This is a genomic window from Micromonospora sp. NPDC048935, assembly GCF_043197875.1.
In the GTDB taxonomy this organism is placed as follows: domain Bacteria; phylum Actinomycetota; class Actinomycetes; order Mycobacteriales; family Micromonosporaceae; genus Micromonospora.
In genome coordinates this window covers 1,271,736-1,292,891 of record NZ_JBICTZ010000001.1, presented here as the reverse complement: position 1 = coordinate 1,292,891, position 21,156 = coordinate 1,271,736, and the positions used below count along the sequence as shown (strand labels likewise).

Below are 21,156 nucleotides of genomic sequence, written 5' to 3'. Positions count from 1 at the left end.
GCCGGATGCTCGGAAACGGGCACGTCCGGTTCGGGAGGCGGCATGGGGAAACGGGCCGGCCGGAAGACCGACACCGCGCCCCATGCCGACCTCACCAGCTCGACGACAGGGGCGACGCGATAGCCCGACGCTCCCTGTTCCTGATGCCCGAGCACGTGACACACATACCACCTCCACCACCGAGGCCAACCCCCACCGGGCGCAAGCCTCCAGCCAGGAAACCGCTCAAGGTTGGCTAGACGCAGGCGGCCCCAGCCTCGGTGTGAGGCTGGGGCTCGCTACTGAATCTCCCGGAACTCGGTCGTACCTTGGTCGCCTCGGCTGCCCTCAGGCGTCGACGGCTGCCATCACGTCGTCGCTGACGTCGAAGTTGGCGTAGACGTTCTGCACGTCGTCGCAGTCTTCGAGGACGTCGATCAGCTTGAAGATCTTGCGGGCGCCCTCCTCGTCCAGCGGGATGTTCATGCTGGGGACGAGGGACGACTCGGCCGACTCGTACTCGATGCCGGCGTCCTGCAACGCGGTCCGCACGGCGATCAGGTCGGTCGGCTCGGAGACCACCTCGTACGCCTCTCCGAGGTCGTTGACCTCCTCGGCGCCGGCGTCGAGGACGGCCAGCATCACGTCGTCCTCGCTGGTGCCCTCCTTGGGGACGATCACCACGCCCTTGCGGGAGAACATGTACGACACCGAGCCGGCGTCGGCGAGCGAGCCGCCGTTGCGGGTCAGCGCGGTGCGCACCTCGGTCGCCGCCCGGTTGCGGTTGTCGGTGAGGCACTCGATGAGCATGGCCACGCCGTTCGGGCCGTAGCCCTCATACATGATCGTCTGCCAGTCGGCGCCGCCGGCCTCCAGGCCGGAGCCGCGCTTGACGGCGCGGTCGATGTTGTCGTTCGGGACCGAGCTCTTCTTCGCCTTCTGGATGGCGTCGTAGAGCGTCGGGTTACCGGTGGGGTCTCCGCCGCCGATCCGCGCGGCCACCTCGACGTTCTTGATCAGCTTGGCGAACATCTTGCCGCGCTTGGCGTCGATGACGGCCTTCTTGTGCTTGGTCGTCGCCCACTTTGAGTGGCCGGACATCTCCTACCTCCGTCTGTCATTCCACGCCTGCATCGACTGCCGCACCGAATTACGCGCCACATCCGGCGGGTCGGCGGCCGGTCGGCTCCGCGGGAAATGCCGCGCCGGGCGACGGCCCTGCCGAACCGCGGCAATCTTACCGAGGTCACACCCGGGCGTGTCACATCCGGCACCGGCTCGGGGTGCCGCCGGGTCACCCGGGTCACCCGAAGGGCAACCCCGCGGGGGCGGAGAACATGCCCGGGCGGCCGCGTGGCCGGACCGCTCAGGCGGCGCGGACCAGATCCACGAAGTACGCGTGCACGCGCAGGTCACCGGTCAGCTCCGGGTGGAACGAGGTGGCCAGCAGGTTGCCCTGCCGGACCGCCACGATCCGGTCGGCCGCCGGCCCGCCGGCCACCGAGCCGATCACCTGGACGCCGGCACCGACCCGCTCGACCCACGGTGCGCGGATGAAGACCGCGTGGAACGGCTCACCCGGCACGCCGGTGATGGTCACCGGCGCCTCGAACGAGTCGACCTGCCGGCCGAACGCGTTGCGCCGGACGGTCATGTCGATGCCGGCGAAGCCCCGCTGGTCGGATCGACCGTCGAGCACCTCGGTCGCCAGCATGATCATGCCGGCGCAGGAACCGTAGACCGGCATCCCGTCGGCGATCCGCTTGTCGATCGGCTCGCGCATCTCGAAGATGTCGGCGAGTTTGCTGATGGTGGTGGACTCGCCGCCGGGAACGACCAGGCCGTCCACCGCGTCCAGCTCCGCCGGACGGCGGACCGGGCGGGCGTCCGCGCCCGCCGCGGCCAACGCCGCCACGTGCTCGCGGACGTCCCCCTGGAGCGCGAGCACACCGATGGTGGGCGCGCCCATGCCTACCAACCCCGCTCGGCCAGGCGGTGCGGCTGCGGGATCTCGTCGACGTTGATGCCGACCATGGCCTCGCCGAGACCACGGGAGACCTTCGCCAGCACGTCCGGGTCGTCGTGGAAGGTGGTGGCCTTGACGATCGCGGCGGCCCGCTGCGCCGGGTTGCCCGCCTTGAAGATGCCGGAACCGACGAACACGCCCTCCGCGCCGAGCTGCATCATCATCGCCGCGTCGGCCGGGGTGGCGATCCCGCCGGCGGTGAACAGCACGACCGGCAGCTTGCCGCTCTCCGCGACCTCCTTGACCAGCTCGTACGGGGCCTGCAACTCCTTGGCCGCGACGTACAGCTCGTCGGCCGGCAACGAGGACAGCCGGGCGATCTCCTGGCGGATCCTGCGCATGTGGGTGGTGGCGTTGGAGACGTCACCGGTGCCCGCCTCACCCTTGGAACGGATCATGGCCGCGCCCTCGGTGATCCGCCGCAGCGCCTCGCCCAGGTTGGTCGCGCCACAGACGAAGGGCACCGTGAAGGCCCACTTGTCGATGTGGTTCGCGTAGTCGGCCGGGGTCAGCACCTCGGACTCGTCGACGTAGTCCACGCCCAGCGACTGGAGGATCCGCGCCTCCACGAAGTGACCGATGCGGGCCTTGGCCATCACCGGGATGGAGACCGCCTCGATGATCCCGTCGATCATGTCGGGGTCGCTCATCCGGGACACCCCGCCCTGCGCGCGGATGTCGGCGGGCACCCGCTCCAGGGCCATCACCGCGACCGCGCCGGCGTCCTCAGCGATCTTGGCCTGCTCGGCGTTGACCACATCCATGATCACGCCGCCCTTGAGCATCTCGGCCATGCCGCGCTTCACGCGGGCGGTGCCGACGACGGGGGCGGTACCGGGGTTCGAGACGCTGTTGTCGGGCACGGGTCATCGCTCCTTGGGCGTGCTGTGGGGGGTGGCAGCGAAAATGCTACGCGCGGACCAACGCCGTGCCGACAGCCAATCAGACCCCGGGTGGCCTGCACTGTGGCCCTGGTCACCGGCTCCCCGGCGACCGCCCGGGTCAGCCCGCGGGGACGTCCGCCGGCACCGTGAGGGTCGGGTCGTCGATGTCGAAGTAGCGCGGCCACTCCCGACCCCGCCCCATCCGAAACACCCGCACCAACGGCCGGCTGCGCGCCGAGCGGGCGTCCCGCACCAGGTCGGTGTGCACCTGCCGGGACAGCGCGAGCCGGCGACTGGCGGCGATGACCGCCCCACAGTCCGGATCGCCCGGGTCCAACTGGACCACCCGCAACTGCCGGGTCAGGTCGTTCTCCGCCGCCTCCCGCTCGTCCGGGCTGGCGTCCAGGGCGATGCGGGCCGCCGCGTACAGCTCCACACCGAAGCGCCGCTCCGCCAGCACGGCCGCCGCCGCGGCGCGGCGCAGCAGGTGGGCGTCGAGGGCCCGGGCCGCCAGCTCCGCGCGGCCCTGCAACCGCTGCACCCGGCCGGCGGTCCAGACGAGGTACGCCCCGACCAGCCCCACGGCCACGATCGCGGCCACCACCCACCACATGTGCGGCATCGTAGTGCTGCTCCGTTCCGCCTTCGATTGGGCGCGGCCACGCCGGTCACTCCCGTCGTCGTCCGCACCATGCGTCACACCGGCTCAGCCCAGCCCCACCCACTCCTGGTCGATGACCCGCCCGTCGGTTGCCTCGATCGCCGCTGCGTATACCTCCAGAACGCGGCGAGCAACCACCGGCCAGTCGAAATTCGCCACCACCTGATCGCCGCACGCGCTCAACGTGGCCCGCCCGGCCGGATCGTCCAGCAACTCGGTCACTGCGTCGCGCAGCCCCGCCGGGTCACCCGTGGGAAAGAGCCGACCGGCGCGCCCGCCGTCGAGCACCCGCCGGAACGCGTCCAGGTCGCTGGCGATCACCGTGGTGCCCGCGGCCAACGCCTCGGTGAGGATCATGCCGAACGACTCGCCGCCGGTGTTCGGTGCCACGTAGAGGTGCACACTGCGCAGCATCCGCGCCTTGTCCGGTTCGGTGACCAGCCCGAGGAACGTGACCCGCTCGTGCAAATCGGCCGGGAACTGGTCGTACAGGTCGTCGGGGTCCCCCGGGCCGGCGACGAGCAACCGCAGGCCAGGTCGGGTGGCGGCCAACGCCACGAACGCGTCGCGCAGCACCGGGAAGCCCTTACGCGCCTCGGTGAACCGGCCCAGGAAGCCCAGGGTGCCGCCGGTGCCCGGGGCGCACTCCCCCGGCCAGCCCGGCAACGGCTCGGCGTCGGCGAACTTGGCCACCGCCACCCCGTTGGGGATCTCCACCGCCCCGCCGTCCATGTGCTCGACCTGCACCTTGCGGGCCAGCGCGCTGACCGCGATCCGGGCGGTGATCCGCTCCAGCACGATCTGGAGGACACCCTGCGCGGCGGCGAGGACCCGCGAACGGGTCATCGCGGTGTGGAACGTGGCCACCACCGGGCCGCGCGCGGACAGCACGGCCAGCAGCGACAGGCTCAGCGTGAGCGGCTCGTGCACGTGCAGCACGTCGAAGTCGCCGTTGATGATCCAACGCCTGACCCGGGCGGTGGAGACCGGCCCGAACGCGATCCGGGCCACCGAGCCGTTGTACGGCAGCGGCACGGCACGACCGGCGGACACCACGTACTCCGGCAGCGGCGAGTCCTCGTCGGCCGGTGCGAGCACGCTGACCTCGTGGCCGAGCGCGATCAGCGCCTCGGCCAGGTCCATCACGTGGTTCTGCACCCCGCCGGGGACATCGAAGGAGTACGGGCACACGATGCCGATCCGCATGCGTCAGCGCCTCCCGCCCGCGACCGCGGAACACCGTCCCACCGTGCCCCCCACCTCCTCAGGCCCGATCGGAAGCCGGCGAGGGCAACGCCGTGCCGTCCCCCGACCCCCGCTGGTCCAGCCACATCCGCTGCAACATGTGCCAGTCTTCCGGATGTTGGGCGATGCCCGCCGCCAGACCGTCGGCGATCAGCTGGGTCAGCGAACGGACCCGCTGGTCAAGTGGCCCCGCGTCGGGCCCCGGCACCGGCAGCGGGCCGGCGAGCGACGCGCACGCCGCATCCGATTCGTACCACATCGAGGCCACGTAGAGCGGCGCACCGGTGTGCAGGGCGAGCAGCGCCGGCCCGCCCGGCATCCGGGTCTTCCCGCCGAAGAAGTCCACGTCCACGCCCCGGGCGGAGAGGTCCCGGTCGGCGAGCAACGGCACCACCGCACCGGCACGCAGGCGCTCCAGCAGCACGTCGAACGCCGGACGCGGCCCGCCGTGGGTCGGCAGGATCTCCATCCCCAGACCCGCCCGGAAGGCCATGAAACGCTTGTACACGCCGTCGGGCTTGAGTCGTTCCATGACCGTGGTGATCGGCCATCCGTTGGTCGCCACCCAGGCGCCCGCGGCGTCCCAGTTACCGGCGTGCGGCAGCGCCACCACGGCACCCCGGCCGGCGGCCACGTCGGCGGCGAGCAACTCCGCGCCGTCGAGCCGGAAGCCGGCCATGATCTGCGCCCGGCTCAACGCGGGCAGCCGGAACGCCTCCATCCAGTACCTGGCGTACGAGCGGAGCCCGCGTTTGACGAGATCGTCCAGCTCTGCCTCGGGCAGCTCCGGGCCGACCACCCGGCGCAGGTTCGCGCGCAGTCGGGCCGTACTCCCGCCGGGGCGGCGGTGGGCGCGGTCCGCGCCCGCCCGGAACGCGGCCGCCACCAGCGGCCGGGGTAGCGCGCTGACCATCCGCCATCCGGCGACGTAGCCCAGCTCGGTGAGGTTCACGCGGCCCGGCCGCCGGTCGTCCGGCGCCGGGCCGTCGACGCGCCGCTCACGCCTGGCCGTCCGGCTGGAGCTGCTGGGCCTGGCGGTAGACGTGCGCCATCCGCTGCCCCACCGTGAAGGTCGACACCGCGGCGAGCAGCCAGAGTGCGATCTCCAGGGCGTGATCGACACCGACGCCGGTGAGGATGCCACCGACCCCGACGATCAGCAGCCGCTCGGTGCGTTCGGCGATGCCCACGTTGCAGGTCATGCCGAGCCCCTCGGCGCGGGCCTTGACGTAGGAGACGAGGCCACCGACGGCCAGGCACACCAACGCGGCGGCCACCCCGGAGTGGTCGCCCTGCGTGGCCAGCCAGTACGCGACCGCGCCGAAGACGGCGCTGTCGGCGACCCGGTCCATGCTTGAGTCGAGGAACGCGCCGAACCTGGTGGAGCCGCCGCTCATCCGGGCCATCGTCCCGTCGAGCAGGTCGGTGAGCGCGAAAAGAGTCACGATCAACGCGCCCGCGACCAGGTGGCCGCGAGCACCGAAGCCGAGCGCGCCGACGAGCACACCAACGGTGCCCGCGACGGTGACGGCATTGGGGGTTACGCCCGCGCGCAGCAGGGCACGAGCGATCGGCTCGACGACGCGGGTCATCCCCGCGCGGGCCGACACTTGGAAGATCTTCGCCATGGCGGTCCCCACGATAACGGTCCGCCCAGGTCCGCCGATACGGCCGCCCCTCCGACCCGCCCGGGAGAGGCTTGTGCCTACCCGACAACGGGTGTGAGATCGAGCCGGAGGGTGAGCCAGCTCACCCGCCCGCCCGTCCCGTTCCCGTTGTGCAGCAGACCACCGGAGGATACTGCCGCGCACTCGCCCCGGGCCGCTTCCCGTCGCGCGGCAGTCGCCACCCACCACCGGCTGAGGGAGGTGCGCCCCATGGCGCAGAAAAGTCAGGAGAAGGGTTCCACCGGCGGCACGCCGTTGGTGACCGAGCCCGAACGGGTTCGCAACGTGGTGCTCGTCGGGCACTCCGGAGCGGGCAAGACGACACTTGTCGAGGCCCTGCTCGCGGCCACCGGCACGATCGGCCGGGCCGGTGCCGTGGTCGACGGCACCACGGTCGGCGACCACGACCCGGCGGCGGTACGCCAGCAGCGTTCGGTGAGCCTGTCCTGTGCGCCGCTGCTGCACAACGGCATCAAGGTCAACCTGCTGGACACCCCCGGGTACGCCGACTTCGTCGGTGAGCTGCGCGCCGGGCTGCGGGCCGCCGACGCCGCGCTCTTCGTCGTCTCCGCGGCGGGCGGCATGGACGCGGCCACCGTCGCCCTGTGGGAGGAGTGCGCGGCGGTCGACCTGCCCCGCGCGGTCGCGGTGTCGCGCCTGGATCAGCCCCGCGCCGACGTCGACGAGACGGTGGCACTCTGCCAGCGCCTCTTCGGCGACAACGTGATGCCCCTCTACCTGCCGATGCTCGGCGACGACGGGGTGTCCACCGAGGGCCTGCTCGGCCTGATCACCCGCCGGGTCTTCGACTACTCCGCCGGGCTTCCCGCCGACGTGCGCGACCCGGACCCGGAGCACCAGCGGGCCATCGACGAGTCGCGCGACGAGCTGATCGAGGGGATCATCGCCGAGAGCGAGGACGAAACCCTCATGGACCGCTACCTCGACGGCGAGGAGATCAGCGACGAGGTGCTCATCGACGACCTGGAGAAGGCCGTCGCCCGGGGGCACTTCTACCCGGTGGTGCCGGTCTGCGCGGCGACCGGGGTGGGGCTGGATGTGCTGCTGGAGGTGCTGACGGCCGCGTTCCCGTCGCCGCTGGAGCACGAGCTGCCGGCGGTCACCGGCGTGGACGGCTCGCCCCGCCCGCCGCTGACCTGCGACCCGGACGGGCCGCTCGTCGCCGAGGTCGTCAAGACCACAGTCGATCGGCACGTCGGGCGAGTCTCGCTGGTCCGGGTCTTCTCCGGCACGTTGCGCCCCGAGCAGACCGTGCACATCTGCGGGCACGGGATGGCCGAACGCGGCCACCCCGACCACGACGCCGACGAACGGGTGGGGCACATCTACACCCCGCTGGGCGCCACCCTGCGGGAGGTGCCGTACTGCGTGGCCGGCGACATCTGCGTGATCACCAAGTCGGGCACCGCCGAAACCGGCGACACCATCGCGGCCAAGGACGACCCGCTGCTGATCGCCCCCTGGGAGATGCCGGAGCCGCTGCTGCCGGTGGCCGTCGTCGCCCGCAGCCGCGCCGACGAGGACGCCCTGGCCCGCAACCTGGCCCGCCTGGTCGCCGGCGACCCCACCCTGCGGCTGGAACGCAACCCGGAGACCCACCAGTTGGTGCTCTGGTGCATGGGCGAGGCGCACGCCGACGTGGTGCTCGACCGGCTGCGTGCCGGCGGCGTCGAGCTGGACACCGAGCCGGTCAAGGTGTCGCTGCGCGAGACGCTGACGGTGCCCGCGAAGGGGCACGGCCGGCACGTCAAGCAGTCCGGCGGGCACGGCCAGTACGCGGTCTGCGACATCGAGGTCGAGCCCCTGCCCCAAGGCAGCGGCTTCGAGTTCGTCGACCGGGTCGTCGGCGGCGCGGTGCCGCACACCTACATCCCGTCGGTGGAGAAGGGCGTCCGTGCCCAACTGGAGCGCGGCCTGGTCGCCGGCCACCCGGTGGTGGACCTGCGGGTGACCCTTGTCGACGGCAAGGCGCACAGCGTCGACTCCTCCGACGCGGCCTTCCAGACCGCCGGCGCGCTGGCACTGCGCGACGCCGCCGACCGCGGCCAGCCGGCGCTGCTGGAGCCGATCGACGAGGTCACCATCCGGGTGCCGGACGGCTCGGTGGGCACGGTGCTTGGCGACCTGTCCGGCCGACGCGGCCGGGTGCTCGGCACCGAACCGGACCCGGACACCGAGGGCCGCACCCTCGTCCGCGCCGAGGTGCCGGCCACCGAGTTGCTGCGCTACGCCGTCGAGCTGCGCTCCATGACTGCCGGCACCGGCACCTTCCGCCGCCACTTCGTGCGCCACGACACCATGCCCGCGCACCTGGCCGACCAGATCCGCAAGGAACACACCCCCTGACCCCACCGCGCCCACCGCCCCACCGCGCCCGGGGCCGCGATCCGCGATCCGCGATCCGCGAAGCACCACAATTCGTGATCGACAGGGGCGGTGCGTCGGGTTGGCATGGCATGTTGCGCTCCCTGTAGAGCTGCCCCAGATATGGGGCAGCTCTACAGCAGCGCCGGGACCGGACCGAGCCGTCGCCCCAGGCACAAAGCCGCTTCACAGGCCACCACCCAACCAGGCCACCACCCAACCAGGCCACCGCCCAACCAGGCCACCGCCCCAGATACGGGGCAGCTCTACAGGGGGCCACACTCACAGGTGGGGTGGGCACCAAGAGCTGGGAGGAACGGCAGCACGGACCGGAACAGCAGCACGGACCGGAACGCCAACACCGACCGGAACGCCAACACCGACCGGAACGCCCAACACCGACCGGAACGGCAGCGGCGGACGGGTACGGGTGCCCCGCTCAGGGGTGGACGGTGGTGTGCGTGGGCGGGGGCCAGTGGGGGCGGTCGGCGGCTCGGAGGGCTGCGGTGCGGAGGGCTGCCAGTTGGCGTTCCACCTCGACGAACTGGTCCGCCGGCAACGGGCCCCGGTGCAGCGCGGCGGCGTTCTCCTCGACCTGGGCCACCGTACGGCAACCGGGGATGGGGATGGTGCGACCGCTGCGGGCCCAGATCCAGCCCAGCGCCCCCTGGGCGAGGGTGCGCCCGTCGGCGGTGAGCGCCGCGCGAACCGCGCCGACCCGGCGCAGCCACTCGGGCGCCGGCCGGCCACCACGGAACCACTCCAACCAGCCGGGGGCCAACCCGCGTACGTCGTCGCGGGGCAGCACCGACCCGGCCGAGTACTTGCCGGTGAGCAGCCCCATCCCCAGCGAGCCTCGGTTGACGCTGGCCAGGTCGTACTTGTCGCAGACGGCGAGCAGCTCCGGGGCGTCCCGCAGCACCGACAGGGTGTGCTGCACCGCGGTGGCGCCGGCTGCGGCGTGACCGAACACGGTGGCCCGGTCGGGGCGGTCGGTGCTCCATCCGTACGCCCGGATCAGACCCTCGGCGACCAGGTCCTCGCAGGTCCCGATGAGTGCCTGCGCCCGCGGCACCGACAGGTCGGCCAGGTGCAGCTGGTAGAGGTCGATCCGGTCGGTGCCGAGCCGCCGCAGGGAAGCCGTCACGGCCCTGCGGAGGTACGCGGGCGACGCGTCCTCCCCGGTGGCCTGCCGGCTCGCCTCGTCGAAGGTGTAGCCCCACTTGGTGGCGATCACGGCGTCGTCGCGGCGGCCGGCGAGCGCCCGGCCGAGCACCCGCTCACTGTGCCCGGCACCGTACGTGTCGGCGGTGTCGAAGAGGGTGATGCCCAGGTCGAGCGCCCGGCGTACCGCCCGCACCGACTCGTCGTCGTCGACCGCACCCCAGCCCAGCGGCTGGGTGCCCTCCGACCAGGGGCCGCCGATCGCCCAGCACCCCATGCCGAGGGCGCTGACCCCGATGCCGCTGCGCCCCAACGTCCGTGTCGTGACTGCCATCGGCCGATCGTGCCACCTCGGGAGGGCCGGGGCGTAGCAGATCCGGAGGCGGACACGCGGGTCCACGGCGACGGCCAGGGTGCGGCATGATCGGCGCCATGCGACGGCTGGGTGTGGATATCGGCGGCGTGCTCATCGAGCCGGCCGACGACGACGCGGACACGTCGTTCTTCGGCGCGCACTACCTGCGTACCCCCGCCGTCGCCGGGGCGTTCGACGCGCTCGCGGCGCTCGGCCCGGCGTTCGACGAGGTCCACCTGGTGTCCAAGTGCGGTGAGTCCACCGAGCGGCGCACCCGGGAGTGGCTGGCCCACCACGATTTTCCGGCGCGCACCGGCATCGGAGGGCAGCGGGTGCACTTCTGCCGCACCCGACCGGACAAGGCACCGATCGCCCGGCGACTCGGGCTGACCCACTTCGTGGACGACAAGCTGGAGGTGCTCGGCTATCTCGACTCGGTGCCGCACCGCTTCCTGTTCCGGCCCCGTCGGGCGGAGGTCGCCGCGCACGCCGCGCTGCTGCCCCACGTGCACCGGGTGGAGACCTGGCCGGAGCTGACCGCGCTGCTGCGCGCCGACTAGCGGGCCCGGCGCGGACAACCCGCGCGGCCCGGACGACCGGCCCGGCGCGGACAACCAGCCCGGCCCGGCGCGGACGCCGCGTGACCGGTCGTCAGGACGGCCAGGCGCGGGCGAGCAGGTCGCGGGTGTCGCCGAGCAGTTGCGGCAGGACCTTCGTGCGGCCGATCACCGGCATGAAGTTGGCGTCGCCGCCCCAGCGGGGCACCACGTGTTGGTGCAGGTGCGCGGCGATGCCGGCGCCGGCCACCCCGCCCTGGTTCATGCCCAGGTTGAAGCCGTGCGCGTTGCTCACCTTGCGGATCACCCGCATCGCGGTCTGGGTGTACGACGCCAGCTCGGTGGTCTCCGGCACGTCGAGGTCGGTGTAGTCGGCGACATGCCGGTAGGGGCAGACCAGCAGGTGCCCGGGGTTGTACGGGTAGAGGTTGAGCACCACGAAGACGTGCTCACCGCGAGCCACCACCAGGCTCTCCTCCGGAGGCAGCTTGGGGGCCCGGCAGAACGGGCAGCCGGTGGGCTTCTCGTAGCCCTCGGCCGGGCGGTCCTCGCCGGAGATGTAGGTCATCCGGTGCGGTGTCCAGAGCCGCTCCAGGCCGTCCGCCATGCCGCCGCTGTCCGTGTGCCGTTCCGCCCCTGTCACGAGCCGATCCTACGGAGCCACCCGGGCGGGCCGCGACACCCGCCGTCGGGAAAACTCGTTGCCGCACATTGTTGACGGATGAACGCCCAGACCTGAAGATTCCATGCATCCACAGGCATGCATGTTTCGATGGAGGGCTTCATGATCCGACGGCTCGGCAGGCTCCTCGCGGCACTTGCGCTGACGGCCGCCACCACAGTGACCGGCGTCACCCTCACCGCCGGCGCGGCTCAGGCGGACGGTTGCTACACCTGGGGTCGGGCCCTGTCCCAGGGAGCGTCCGGCGAAGACGTCCGGCAACTCCAGATCCGGGTTGCCGGCTACCCCGGCTACGGTGCCGTGCTCACCATCGACGGCGCGTTCGGCCCGGCCACCCGTTCGGCGGTGATCCGCTTCCAGCAGGCGTACGGGTTGTCCGCGGACGGCATCGCCGGCGCGCAGACGTTCAACCGGCTCTACGCCCTGCAGGACGACGACTGCACCCCGGCCAACTTCAGTTACGCCGAGTTGAACAGGTGCAACAGCGACTGGTCCGGTGGCGCGGTCGCGGCGAGCACCGCGCGGGCCAACGCGCTCGTCTCGATGTGGAAGCTCCAGGCCCTGCGACACGCCCTCGGTGACGTGGCCATCTCGATCAGCAGCAGCTTCCGCAGCTACGCCTGCAACAGCGCGGTCGGCGGGGCGTCGAACAGCCGGCACCTGTACGGAGACGCGGTGGATCTGGTCGGGTCGCCGTCGTTCTGCCGGCTGGCGCAGCAGGCCCGCTACCACGGCTTCGGACAGATCCTCGGCCCCGGCTACCCGGACCACAACGACCACACCCACGTGGCAGCGGTCGGCGGCTGGTCGGCACCGAGCTGCGGCATCTGACCCGCAGGCGCCGTCTCCGGGGAAAGATCGCGCTCGAACATGGAAGTAGTGGCCTCCCATACGAGGGAGGCCACTACTTCCTGGATCGAGCAGGATCATGCGGCAGGGTCGCGTCCGCCCGCGACCAGCCGGCGCGCGTGTTACTCCGCGGCGGCCGAGGGGCCGACGTTGCTGCGGGAGCTGACCACGTCCAGGACGTGGGTCACCGCCTCGGCGATCGGCACCCCGTTGCGCTGCGAGCCGTCGCGGTAGCGGAAGGACACCGTGCCGGCGGCCACGTCGTCGTCACCGGCGATCACCATGAACGGGATCTTCTGCTGCTGGGCCGTACGGATCTTCTTCTGCATCCGGTCGTCACCCGCGTCCACCTGGGCCCGGATGCCCTCGGCCCGCAGCGCCGCGACGAAGCCGTGCAGGTAGTCGGCGTGGTCCTCACGGATCGGGATGCCCACCACCTGCACCGGCGCCAGCCAGGCCGGGAACGCGCCCGCGTAGTGCTCGGTGAGCACCCCGAAGAACCGCTCGATCGACCCGAACAGCGCCCGGTGGATCATCACGGGCCGCTGCCGGCTGCCATCGGCCGCCTGGTACTCCAGGCCGAACCGCTCCGGCTGGTTGAAGTCGACCTGAAGGGTGGACAACTGCCACGTCCGGCCGATCGCGTCCCGCGCCTGCACCGAGATCTTCGGCCCGTAGAACGCCGCGCCACCCGGGTCGGGCACCAGGTCCAGACCGGAGGTCACGGCGGCGGTGCGCAGCGCCTCGGTGGCCTCCGCCCAGTCCTCGGCGGCGCCGATGAACTTGGGCGAGTCGTCCCGGGTCGACAACTCCAGGTAGAAGTCGTCCAGACCGTAGTCGCGCAGCAGGTCGAGCACGAAGGTGAGCAGCGTGGACAGCTCGTCGGCCATCTGCTCGCGGGTGCAGTAGATGTGCGAGTCGTCCTGGGTCAGGCCACGCACCCGGGTCAGGCCGTGCATCACACCGGACTTCTCGTACCGGTAGACGGTGCCGAACTCGAACATCCGCAGCGGCAGCTCCCGGTACGACCGCCCGCGCGCCCTGAAGATCAGGTTGTGCATCGGGCAGTTCATCGCCTTGAGGTAGTAGTCCGCGCCCTCCAACTGCATGGGCGGGAACATGGTGTCCGCGTAGTACGGCAGGTGACCGGAGGTGTGGAACAGCTCCGCCTTGGTGATGTGCGGGCTGTTGACGAACTCGTACCCCGCCTCCTCGTGCCGCCGCCGCGAGTAGTGCTCCATCTCGCGGCGGATGATGCCGCCCTTGGGGTGGAAGACCGCCAGGCCCGAGCCGATCTCGTCGGGAAAGCTGAACAGGTCCAGGTCCGCGCCGAGCTTGCGGTGGTCGCGCCGGGCGGCCTCCTCCAACAGCTTCAGGTACGCCTTGAGCTCGTCGCGGGTCGGCCACGCGGTGCCGTACACCCGCTGTAGTTGGGGGTTCTTCTCCGACCCGCGCCAGTACGCGGCGGCCGAGCGCATCAACTTGAACGCGCCGATCAGGCGGGTGGTCGGCAGGTGTGGGCCCCGGCACAGGTCCGACCAGCAGACCTTGTCCTCCTTGGCGTCGAGGTTGTCGTAGATGGTCAGCTCGCCGCCGCCCACCTCCATCACCTCGTCGGTGTCCAGGCCCTCGCCCTTGACCTCGATCAGCTCCAGCTTGAACGGCTCGTCGGCCAGCTCGGCACGCGCCTCGTCCAGGCTGCCGAAGCGGCGACGACGGAACCGCTGCCCGGACTTGATGATCTCCTGCATGCGCTTTTCGAGCTTGCTGAGGTCATCGGGCTGGAACGGCTTGGCGACGTCGAAGTCGTAGTAGAAGCCGTTCTCGATGGGCGGCCCGATGCCCAGCTTGGCCTCGGGGAAGATGTCCTGCACGGCCTGGGCGAGCACGTGCGCGGTGGAGTGGCGCAGCACGGTGAGCCCGTCGGGCGAATCCAGGCTGACCGGCTCGACGACGGTCTCCTCGGCCGGCGCCCAGTCCAGGTCGCGCAGCCGACCCTGCGGGTCGCGGACCACGACGATCGCCTTGGGGCCGTTCGCGGGCAGTCCGGCCGCGGCCACCGCGTCGGCCGCCGTGGTCCCGGCGGCGACGACGACGGGGTCGGCCACGGCGGGGGTACGGGGTGCGGACACGGTGACTCCTCCAAGCGGTACGAAACGGTGCCGATCCTCGGCTCCTGCCGATGCTATCGGTCCACCCACCCACGGTCGGGAACGGCACCTTCCTGTCGGTCGGCGTTGAACCTTTCGTGCCCCGGAGCCGAACTACAGGGTGTGGTCGGAAACCGGTGCCGGTCGCGTCGACAGGGATGGGGGCACAAGATGGCGAGCACGCACGGCGGTGGACGTCGGCGGCGGATCGGGGCGGTGACCGCGCTGGCCGCGGCCGGGTTGCTGTTGTGGCCCGGTACGGCGCGGGCCGTGGACGTGACGACCACCCCGACCGAGGCACGGCAGGGCGACGCCGTCCGTCTGGAGTTCACCGTGCCGGAGGAGCGGGCCGGCACGAGGACCAACCAGATCGAGGTGCGGTTGCCCGCCGACGCGCCGATCGCCGAGGTCTACCCGATGTCGGTGAACGGCTGGGCACCCAAGATCAGCTCTCGCACCCTGGACAAGCCGGTGGCCGGCATCCACTCCTCCGGAGTGAGCACGGTGACCACGGCGGTGACCTGGGTGCGGGTCGGCGAGAGCGACCCCGGGCCGGCCCGGCTGGCGCTGTCCATGGGCCCGATGCCACAGTCGGAGCGGCTCACCTTCGAGGTCGTCCAGACGTACGCCGACGGCACGGTGGTCCGGTGGGCGGACGCCGCGGGTCCGCACCGGGCCCCGGCGCTCAGCCTGCTGCCGGCGGCCCCCGGTGCGGCGCCTCCGGCCGCCCACGGCGGGCACGCCGGCCCGGCCGCCGGCGCGCCGGCCGGCGCGGACAGCGGTGTCGACGCCCCGGCCGCTGATGCGGGCGGCGCCGACGAGGAGTCCGGCAACGCCGACGGAATGCTGGCGGCCGGCCTGCTGGCCGGGCTGGGCGGCGGTGCGGCGGTCGGCTGGCTGGTCAGCCGGTGGCGCCGCCGCGACCCGGCCGAGGCCACCGCGCTCGCCGAGGTCACCGGCGGCCCGGACGAGGACGGGGCCGCGACCCTGGCCGAGATCACCGGCCGCGCGGACAAGGACGAGGCCGCGACCCTGGCCGAGATCACCGGCCGCGCGGACGAGGACGAGGCCGCGACCCTCGCCGCCCCTCAGCCCGCCGCCCCTCAGCCCGCCGCCCCCGAGCCTGCCGTCCCCGAGCCTGCCGCCCCTCAGCCCGCCGGTCCCCAGCCCGTCGTTTCTGCCGCATCGCGGTGATCCACTCGGTTTCCCGGAAACCGCGGCATCCGGGCCGCACGGACAGCCCGATTTGGCGGTGATCCACTCGGCTTTCCGAAAACCGCGGCATCCGATCCCCCCAGACACCCCGACTTGCAGGAAGCCGAGTTGATCGTGGGCGCGGCACAGCACGGGCGGGCAGCGCGGGCAGCGCGGGTAAGGCGGCCCGGGTGGTCAGGCCGCCCAGGTGGGTAGCGGTTCGCGGGCGGACAGCCACGACTCGGGTACGCCGCCGGGGGTGCCGACACCCGTGTACGCCGCCACGACCGCTCCGGCGATGGCCGCGGTGGTGTCCACGTCACCACCGGCCTGGACGCACCTCCGGATCGTCGCCGGGTAGTCGTCGAGGTGGGTGGCGGCCACCCAGAGGGTGAAGCCGACGGTGTCCTGGGCTGTCACCCGGGAGCCGTTGCCGAGTTCCGCCACCACCCGATCCAGTGGTCGGCCGAGCAACCCCGCCGCCCGGCTCACACTCCGGTGCACCTCGGTGCCCGGGTCCAGCGCGGCGGCGATCCCGGCGAGCAACCGTTCCGGGGCCGGCCGATGCCCGTCCAGGCGGGCCCGCGCGGCCAGCGCGGCGGCGACGGCCACCGCGACGGCCCCGGCGATTCCCTCCGGGTGCGCGTGCGTCACCTCGGCCGAGGCGCGGGCCTGCGCCGCGGCACGCGCGGTGGAGTCGGCGAAGTACGCGCCCAGTGGGCCGACCCGCATCGCCGCGCCGTTGCCGCAGGAGCCCTGGCCGTCGAAGGCGGAGGCGGCGGCCAGCGGCCACGGGGTGCCGCTGCGGATCAGCCGCAGGGTCGTCATCGCGCCGGCGCCGTAGCCCCGGCGCGGAGAACACCGCCCGGCGAAGGCCAGGGCCAGCCGGTCGGGGTTGATGCCGCCGGAGTGGGCCAGCTCGGCGAGGACCGAGCAGGCCATCTCGGTGTCGTCGGTCCACTCCCAGGGGGACGGCGGCAGTGCGTCCGCGGCGAGATCCGCAGGCGCCGCCCCCGGCAGGAAGAACTGTGCGCCGAGCGCGTCGCCGGTGGAGAGACCGGCGAGGCTGTCCCGGGCGAGCGCCAGGCGGGCATCGACGAACAGGGTGAACGACATCGTCGTACCAGCTTGCCCGCTCGCCAGGCACGTCGCAACGCGATCAACTTGCCAGGCCAAGTACGGTCTTGTCGTGGCCTCCGTGCTCCTGGTCGAAGACGATCACGTCGTACGCGGCGCGATGCTGCGGTCCCTCACCGACCGGGGGCACGCCGTGCACGCCGTGGGCACGGCGCTGGACGCGCTGCGCCGGGTCGCCGCGGAGACACCCGACCTGGTGGTGCTCGACCTGGGCCTGCCGGACCTGGACGGCTCGGACGCGCTGCGGATGCTGCGCGGCATCACCGACGTCCCGATCATCATCGCGACGGCCCGGGACGACGAGCAGTCGGTGGTCAAGCTGCTGCGTGCCGGCGCGGACGACTACATGGTCAAGCCGTTCACCGGGGCGCACCTGGACGCGCGGATCACCACGGTGCTGCGCCGGGCCGGACGGGCCAGCCGGACGGTGCAGCCGGCGGTGCACAGCGTCGGCGGGCTCCGGGTGGACGTGGGCGAGCGCAGCGCCCAGCTCGACGGGGAGCCGTTGGCGCTGACCCGTAAGGAATTCGACCTGCTGGCGTATCTCGCCGCACGACCCGGGCGGGTAGTGTCCCGCCGGGAACTCTTGGAGGAGGTATGGCGGCAGCCATCGGTCGGCGAGGATCAGACCATCGACGTTCACCTGTACTGGCTCCGCAGAAAGATGGGCGAGTCCGCGGCGAAGCCGCGCTACCTGCGCACCGTGCGGGGGGTCGGGTTCCGGCTAGTGGCACCGGACTGAGGACGGCGCTGGCCCTGCTCACGGCCGGCATGTGCAGCCTCGTCGCGCTCGCGTTCCTGATCCCTCTCGGGCTCAGCCTGCGGGAGCAGAGCCGGGACGAGGCCATCGCCGACGCGGCCCGGCGCAGCGCGCTGGTGACCGGCGCGCTGGCGGTGAGCACCGACCCGGCGGTGGTCGAGCGGGCCGTGGTGGCGAGCGCCGAGGGCGCACCGACCCGGCCCGTCGTGCACGGCCTGGGGCTGGACGAATCCGCTGGTCGGGCCGGCGGCGGTGACCTGGAGCGGGCCCGTGCCGACCGGCGGTCGCTTGTCGCCGACGTGGACGGGGGCGTGGTCCGGCTCGACCCGGTCGTCCTCGGTGACCGCACGGCAGTGGTCGAGGTGTTCCTCCCGGACTCGACGCTGGGCGAGGGTGCCGGCGGCACCTGGCTGCTGCTGTTCGCGGTCGGCGCGGCGATGGCCGGCGCGGCGGTGCTGGTGGTCGACCGGGTCGCCGCCCGCGCGGTGGACTCGACCCGAGGTCTGGTCAAGGCCGCGCTGTCCATCGGTGACGGCGATCTCGGCGTACGCGTCGAGCCGACCGGTCCGCGCGAGCTGGCCGAGGCCGGGTACGCCTTCAACCGGATGGCCGACCGGCTGGACGCGGCCCGCACCGACGAGCGGGAGTTGGTGGCCGACCTGTCGCACCGTCTGCGTACCCCGTTGACCGTGCTGCGGTTGGACGCGGAGGCGTTGGAGTCCGACGACACGAGCGTGGGTTCGTTCAGCCCGGCGGAGCTGGACCGGCTTCGGGGCATCCGGCGGATCCGGCAGGCGATCGTCACCCTGGAGGGTGAGATCGACGTGTTGATCAAGACGACCCGCAAGTCGGTGGCGCTCGAGGCCGGGCCGGCGATGTGCGACGTCAGCGAGGTGGTTCGGGACCGGATGGTGTTCTGGGCGGCCCTCGCTGGCGACCAGAACCGGCCGCACCGGGTCAACGGCGCGCAACTGCGCATCCCCGCGCCGGTGCCCCGGGTCGAGTTGGCCGCCGCGCTGGACGCGGTGATCGGCAACGTCTTCCGCTACACGCCGCAGGGCACCGCGTTCGAGGTGGCCGTGTCCCGGCGCGACGGCTATGTGGCGATCCGGATCGACGACGCCGGCCCCGGCATCGCCAACCCGGATCGGGCGCTGCGGCGGGGCGCGAGTGACCAGGGTTCGACAGGTCTCGGCCTGGACATCGCCAAGCGGGTGGCGTTGCAGGCCAACGGGTCGGTGAGCATCGACCGCGCCCGGCTGGGCGGGGCCAGCGTGGTGATGCTGCTCGCCGACCCGGAGGCGACGCCGCGGCAGGTCAGCCGCTTCGGTCTGGTCGGACGGATGGCCCGCGACGCCCGGGACACGAAGGCCGCCGGACGGCGCTGGCCGCGCCAGCGCCCCACCGACGACTGACCGGGTTGTGGCCCGTCGCAAGTCTTCCTTAGATCGCGGTTAACGACCGGGCCGGACCGGCCACGGGCTGACAGGATCAGAGCACGAACCCACCAGTTTCACCGGCCGAGCGGCCACGCGCCCACGACCGGTGAAGCCGCGCGCGCGGCGGGAGTCTCAGGTCCCCCCACACCAACGCTCCCGCCGCGCGCCCCGCTCCTGCCTCGCTCAGCCGGCCGTGGCGAGGTACGCGTCGATCTCGGCCGTGATCCGCTGCTTGCCGGCGGAGTCGAGGAAGGACACGGCCACGGCGTTGCGGGCCAGCCCGGCCAGCCCCTCGGCGCCGACCCCGAGCAGGCGGGCCGCCACCGCGTACTCGTCGTTGAGGGTCGTACCGAACATCGGCGGGTCGTCGGAGTTGATGGTGACCAGGAGCCCGGCCTCGACCAGCCGGGGCAGCGGGTGCTCGTCGAGACTCGCCACCGCCCGGGTCCGCACGTTGGACGTCGGGCAGATCTCCATACCGATCTGCCGCTCGGCCAGGTACGTGAGCAGCTCCGGGTCCTGTGCGGCGGCGATGCCGTGGCCGATGCGCTCGGCGCCCAGCTCGTGGAGCGCGTCCCAGATCGTCTGCGGCCCGGTGGTCTCCCCCGCGTGCGGCACCGAGTGCAGCCCGGCGGCGCGGGCCCTCTCGAAGTAGGGCCGGAACTGCGGCCGGGGTACGCCGATCTCCGGGCCACCCAGACCGAAACTGACCAGCCCCTCCGGGCGCTCCTCCAGCGCGATGCGCAGCGTCTCCTCGGCCGCGGGCAGGCCCGCCTCGCCGGGGATGTCGAAGCACCACCGCAGGTCGAGGCCGAAGTCGGCAAGGGCGCGCTTGCGGGCGTCCTCGATCGCCTCGCAGAACGCCGGGGCGGGGATGCCCCGACGCACGTGCGAGTACGGGGTGATGGTCAGCTCCGCGTACCGGACCTGTTGGCGGGCCAGCTCCCGGCCCACCTCGTGGGTGAGGAGCCAGACGTCCTCCGGGTCGCGGATGAGGTCCACCACGCTGAGGTACACCTCGACGAAGTGCGCGAAGTCGCGGAACTCGAAGTAGCTGGCGAGCGCCTCCGGGTCGGCCGGCACGGGGGTGTGCCCCTCGTGGCGGACGGCCAGCTCGGCGACGATCCGGGGCGAGGCGGAGCCGACGTGGTGCACGTGCAGCTCCACCTTCGGCAGGCCGGCGATGAAGGCGGGCAGGTCGGTCACGGGCTCTCCTTTGCACGGTCGCCGGTGCGGGCGACGACGAAGACGCGGCGGAAGGGGAAGTACACCTGGCCCTGCCGCACCGGGTAGGCGGCGCTGAGGCGTACCCCCAGCTCGGCCCGGAAGGCCGACCAGCCGGCGTCGTCCAGCACGGCCCGGACCGGGCGCAGCGCGGTGCCCTCCATCCAGGCCAGCACCGGGTGCTCGGCGGTGGGTCGAGCCGGCAGCAGGTGCACGTAGGTAGTCTCCCAGGCGTCCACCGCGCAGCCGGCGGCGGTCAGCAGCGCCGCGTAGTCGGCCGGGTCGTCGACCGGGTCGGCGCGCAGCAGCGGGGCGACGTCGGCCCGCCAGGTCGGCTGGTCGGCGACCGCCCGCAGCGCGCGGTGCGACTCGGCGGCGAAGTTGCCGGGCACCTGCACGGCGAGCCACGCCCCGGCGGGCAGCCGGGCGGCCCAGCGGCGCAGCAGCTCCTGGTGCCCGGGCACCCACTGGAGTGCGGCGTTGCTGACCACCACGTCCTCGTCGCCGGCCGGTTGCCAGTCGCGTAGGTCGGCGACGGCGAAGTCGACGGGAGCGCCGAGGGCGGCGGCCTGGTCGATCATCTCGGGTGAGGAGTCCAGGCCGCGCACCCGGCTCGTCGGCCAGCGCTCGGCGAGGGTGGCGGTGAGCTGGCCGGGGCCGCAGCCGAGGTCGACCACCGCCCGGGGGCGCTCGGCCGGAATCCGGGCGACCAGGTCGTGGAACGGCCGGGATCGCTGGTCGCCGTAGCGCAGGTAGGTCGTCGGATCCCACATCACTGCCTCCCAAACCGTACGTCCG

General features: G+C 72.6%; 19 protein-coding genes. 6 read left to right on the top strand and 13 right to left on the bottom strand.

Annotated elements, in window-relative coordinates; translation table 11 throughout:
• Positions 1 to 327: 327 nt before the first annotated feature.
• The 7 genes from ACGFIW_RS06285 to pgsA form a co-directional block, all read right to left on the bottom strand.
• A complete protein-coding gene (locus tag ACGFIW_RS06285) occupies positions 328 to 1,080 on the bottom strand; it encodes a YebC/PmpR family DNA-binding transcriptional regulator (protein ID WP_357069151.1) in 753 nt (250 codons plus the stop codon).
• Between the two features lie 265 nt (positions 1,081 to 1,345).
• Positions 1,346 to 1,948, bottom strand: coding sequence for a pyridoxal 5'-phosphate synthase glutaminase subunit PdxT (gene pdxT / locus ACGFIW_RS06280; RefSeq protein ID WP_357069149.1), 603 nt, complete (start codon positions 1,946 to 1,948; stop codon positions 1,346 to 1,348).
• Positions 1,949 to 1,950: 2 nt separating this feature from the next.
• Positions 1,951 to 2,868: a pyridoxal 5'-phosphate synthase lyase subunit PdxS gene (pdxS, locus tag ACGFIW_RS06275; RefSeq protein ID WP_393311201.1), complete on the bottom strand. Its 918-nt coding sequence runs from the start codon at positions 2,866 to 2,868 to the stop codon at positions 1,951 to 1,953.
• Between the two features lie 139 nt (positions 2,869 to 3,007).
• Positions 3,008 to 3,511, bottom strand: coding sequence for a hypothetical protein (locus tag ACGFIW_RS06270; RefSeq protein WP_393311200.1), 504 nt, complete (start codon positions 3,509 to 3,511; stop codon positions 3,008 to 3,010).
• Positions 3,512 to 3,595: 84 nt separating this feature from the next.
• Positions 3,596 to 4,756: a glycosyltransferase family 4 protein gene (locus ACGFIW_RS06265; RefSeq protein WP_393311199.1), complete on the bottom strand. Its 1,161-nt coding sequence runs from the start codon at positions 4,754 to 4,756 to the stop codon at positions 3,596 to 3,598.
• A gap of 58 nt (positions 4,757 to 4,814) precedes the next feature.
• The gene (locus tag ACGFIW_RS06260; protein ID WP_393311198.1) at positions 4,815 to 5,747 is read right to left on the bottom strand and encodes a phosphatidylinositol mannoside acyltransferase; all 933 of its coding nucleotides are present in this window, start codon (positions 5,745 to 5,747) and stop codon (positions 4,815 to 4,817) included.
• A gap of 46 nt (positions 5,748 to 5,793) precedes the next feature.
• Entirely contained in the window at positions 5,794 to 6,423 is a 630-nt protein-coding gene (gene pgsA, locus ACGFIW_RS06255) for a phosphatidylinositol phosphate synthase (RefSeq protein ID WP_393311197.1), read from the bottom strand.
• A gap of 249 nt (positions 6,424 to 6,672) precedes the next feature.
• Between pgsA and ACGFIW_RS06250 the strand changes: the two genes are divergently transcribed.
• On the top strand, positions 6,673 to 8,829 hold the full coding sequence (locus tag ACGFIW_RS06250) for an elongation factor G-like protein EF-G2 (RefSeq protein WP_393311196.1): 2,157 nt from the start codon (positions 6,673 to 6,675) through the stop codon (positions 8,827 to 8,829).
• Positions 8,830 to 9,286: 457 nt separating this feature from the next.
• Here the strand turns inward: ACGFIW_RS06250 and ACGFIW_RS06245 are convergent, their stop codons facing one another.
• Positions 9,287 to 10,345 (bottom strand): aldo/keto reductase, encoded by a 1,059-nt coding sequence (locus ACGFIW_RS06245; protein ID WP_393311194.1) that lies wholly within the window; start codon positions 10,343 to 10,345, stop codon positions 9,287 to 9,289.
• A 98-nt stretch (positions 10,346 to 10,443) separates the two neighbouring features.
• Here ACGFIW_RS06245 and ACGFIW_RS06240 point away from each other — a divergent pair, with 98 nt between their 5' ends.
• Positions 10,444 to 10,926, top strand: coding sequence for a hypothetical protein (locus ACGFIW_RS06240; protein WP_393311193.1), 483 nt, complete (start codon positions 10,444 to 10,446; stop codon positions 10,924 to 10,926).
• 91 nt (positions 10,927 to 11,017) lie between these two features.
• On the opposite strand, the gene ACGFIW_RS06235 is transcribed toward ACGFIW_RS06240, so the two are convergent.
• The gene (locus ACGFIW_RS06235; RefSeq protein WP_172862178.1) at positions 11,018 to 11,530 is read right to left on the bottom strand and encodes an HIT domain-containing protein; all 513 of its coding nucleotides are present in this window, start codon (positions 11,528 to 11,530) and stop codon (positions 11,018 to 11,020) included.
• Between the two features lie 177 nt (positions 11,531 to 11,707).
• Here ACGFIW_RS06235 and ACGFIW_RS06230 point away from each other — a divergent pair, with 177 nt between their 5' ends.
• Positions 11,708 to 12,436, top strand: coding sequence for a D-Ala-D-Ala carboxypeptidase family metallohydrolase (locus ACGFIW_RS06230; protein ID WP_393311192.1), 729 nt, complete (start codon positions 11,708 to 11,710; stop codon positions 12,434 to 12,436).
• Positions 12,437 to 12,576: 140 nt separating this feature from the next.
• On the opposite strand, the gene thrS is transcribed toward ACGFIW_RS06230, so the two are convergent.
• Entirely contained in the window at positions 12,577 to 14,586 is a 2,010-nt protein-coding gene (gene thrS, locus ACGFIW_RS06225; protein ID WP_393311191.1) for a threonine--tRNA ligase, read from the bottom strand.
• A gap of 189 nt (positions 14,587 to 14,775) precedes the next feature.
• Here thrS and ACGFIW_RS06220 point away from each other — a divergent pair, with 189 nt between their 5' ends.
• Positions 14,776 to 15,798, top strand: coding sequence for a DUF1775 domain-containing protein (locus ACGFIW_RS06220; RefSeq protein WP_393311190.1), 1,023 nt, complete (start codon positions 14,776 to 14,778; stop codon positions 15,796 to 15,798).
• A 195-nt stretch (positions 15,799 to 15,993) separates the two neighbouring features.
• On the opposite strand, the gene ACGFIW_RS06215 is transcribed toward ACGFIW_RS06220, so the two are convergent.
• Entirely contained in the window at positions 15,994 to 16,914 is a 921-nt protein-coding gene (locus ACGFIW_RS06215; RefSeq protein ID WP_393311189.1) for an ADP-ribosylglycohydrolase family protein, read from the bottom strand.
• Positions 16,915 to 16,987: 73 nt separating this feature from the next.
• Here ACGFIW_RS06215 and ACGFIW_RS06210 point away from each other — a divergent pair, with 73 nt between their 5' ends.
• Together ACGFIW_RS06210 and ACGFIW_RS06205 are read left to right on the top strand one after the other, a co-directional pair.
• Positions 16,988 to 17,677: a response regulator transcription factor gene (locus ACGFIW_RS06210; RefSeq protein ID WP_030489108.1), complete on the top strand. Its 690-nt coding sequence runs from the start codon at positions 16,988 to 16,990 to the stop codon at positions 17,675 to 17,677.
• A gap of 29 nt (positions 17,678 to 17,706) precedes the next feature.
• Positions 17,707 to 19,110 carry an ATP-binding protein gene (locus ACGFIW_RS06205; RefSeq protein WP_393311188.1) on the top strand — a complete coding sequence of 468 codons (1,404 nt, stop codon included), beginning with the start codon at positions 17,707 to 17,709 and terminating at the stop codon, positions 19,108 to 19,110.
• Positions 19,111 to 19,317: 207 nt separating this feature from the next.
• Here the strand turns inward: ACGFIW_RS06205 and ACGFIW_RS06200 are convergent, their stop codons facing one another.
• Both ACGFIW_RS06200 and ACGFIW_RS06195 read right to left on the bottom strand, forming a co-directional pair.
• Positions 19,318 to 20,340 carry an adenosine deaminase gene (locus tag ACGFIW_RS06200; RefSeq protein WP_393311187.1) on the bottom strand — a complete coding sequence of 341 codons (1,023 nt, stop codon included), beginning with the start codon at positions 20,338 to 20,340 and terminating at the stop codon, positions 19,318 to 19,320.
• A complete protein-coding gene (locus ACGFIW_RS06195) occupies positions 20,337 to 21,131 on the bottom strand; it encodes a trans-aconitate 2-methyltransferase (protein WP_393311186.1) in 795 nt (264 codons plus the stop codon). Before ACGFIW_RS06195 ends, ACGFIW_RS06200 begins: the two co-directional genes overlap by 4 nt.
• Positions 21,132 to 21,156 lie beyond the last annotated feature (25 nt).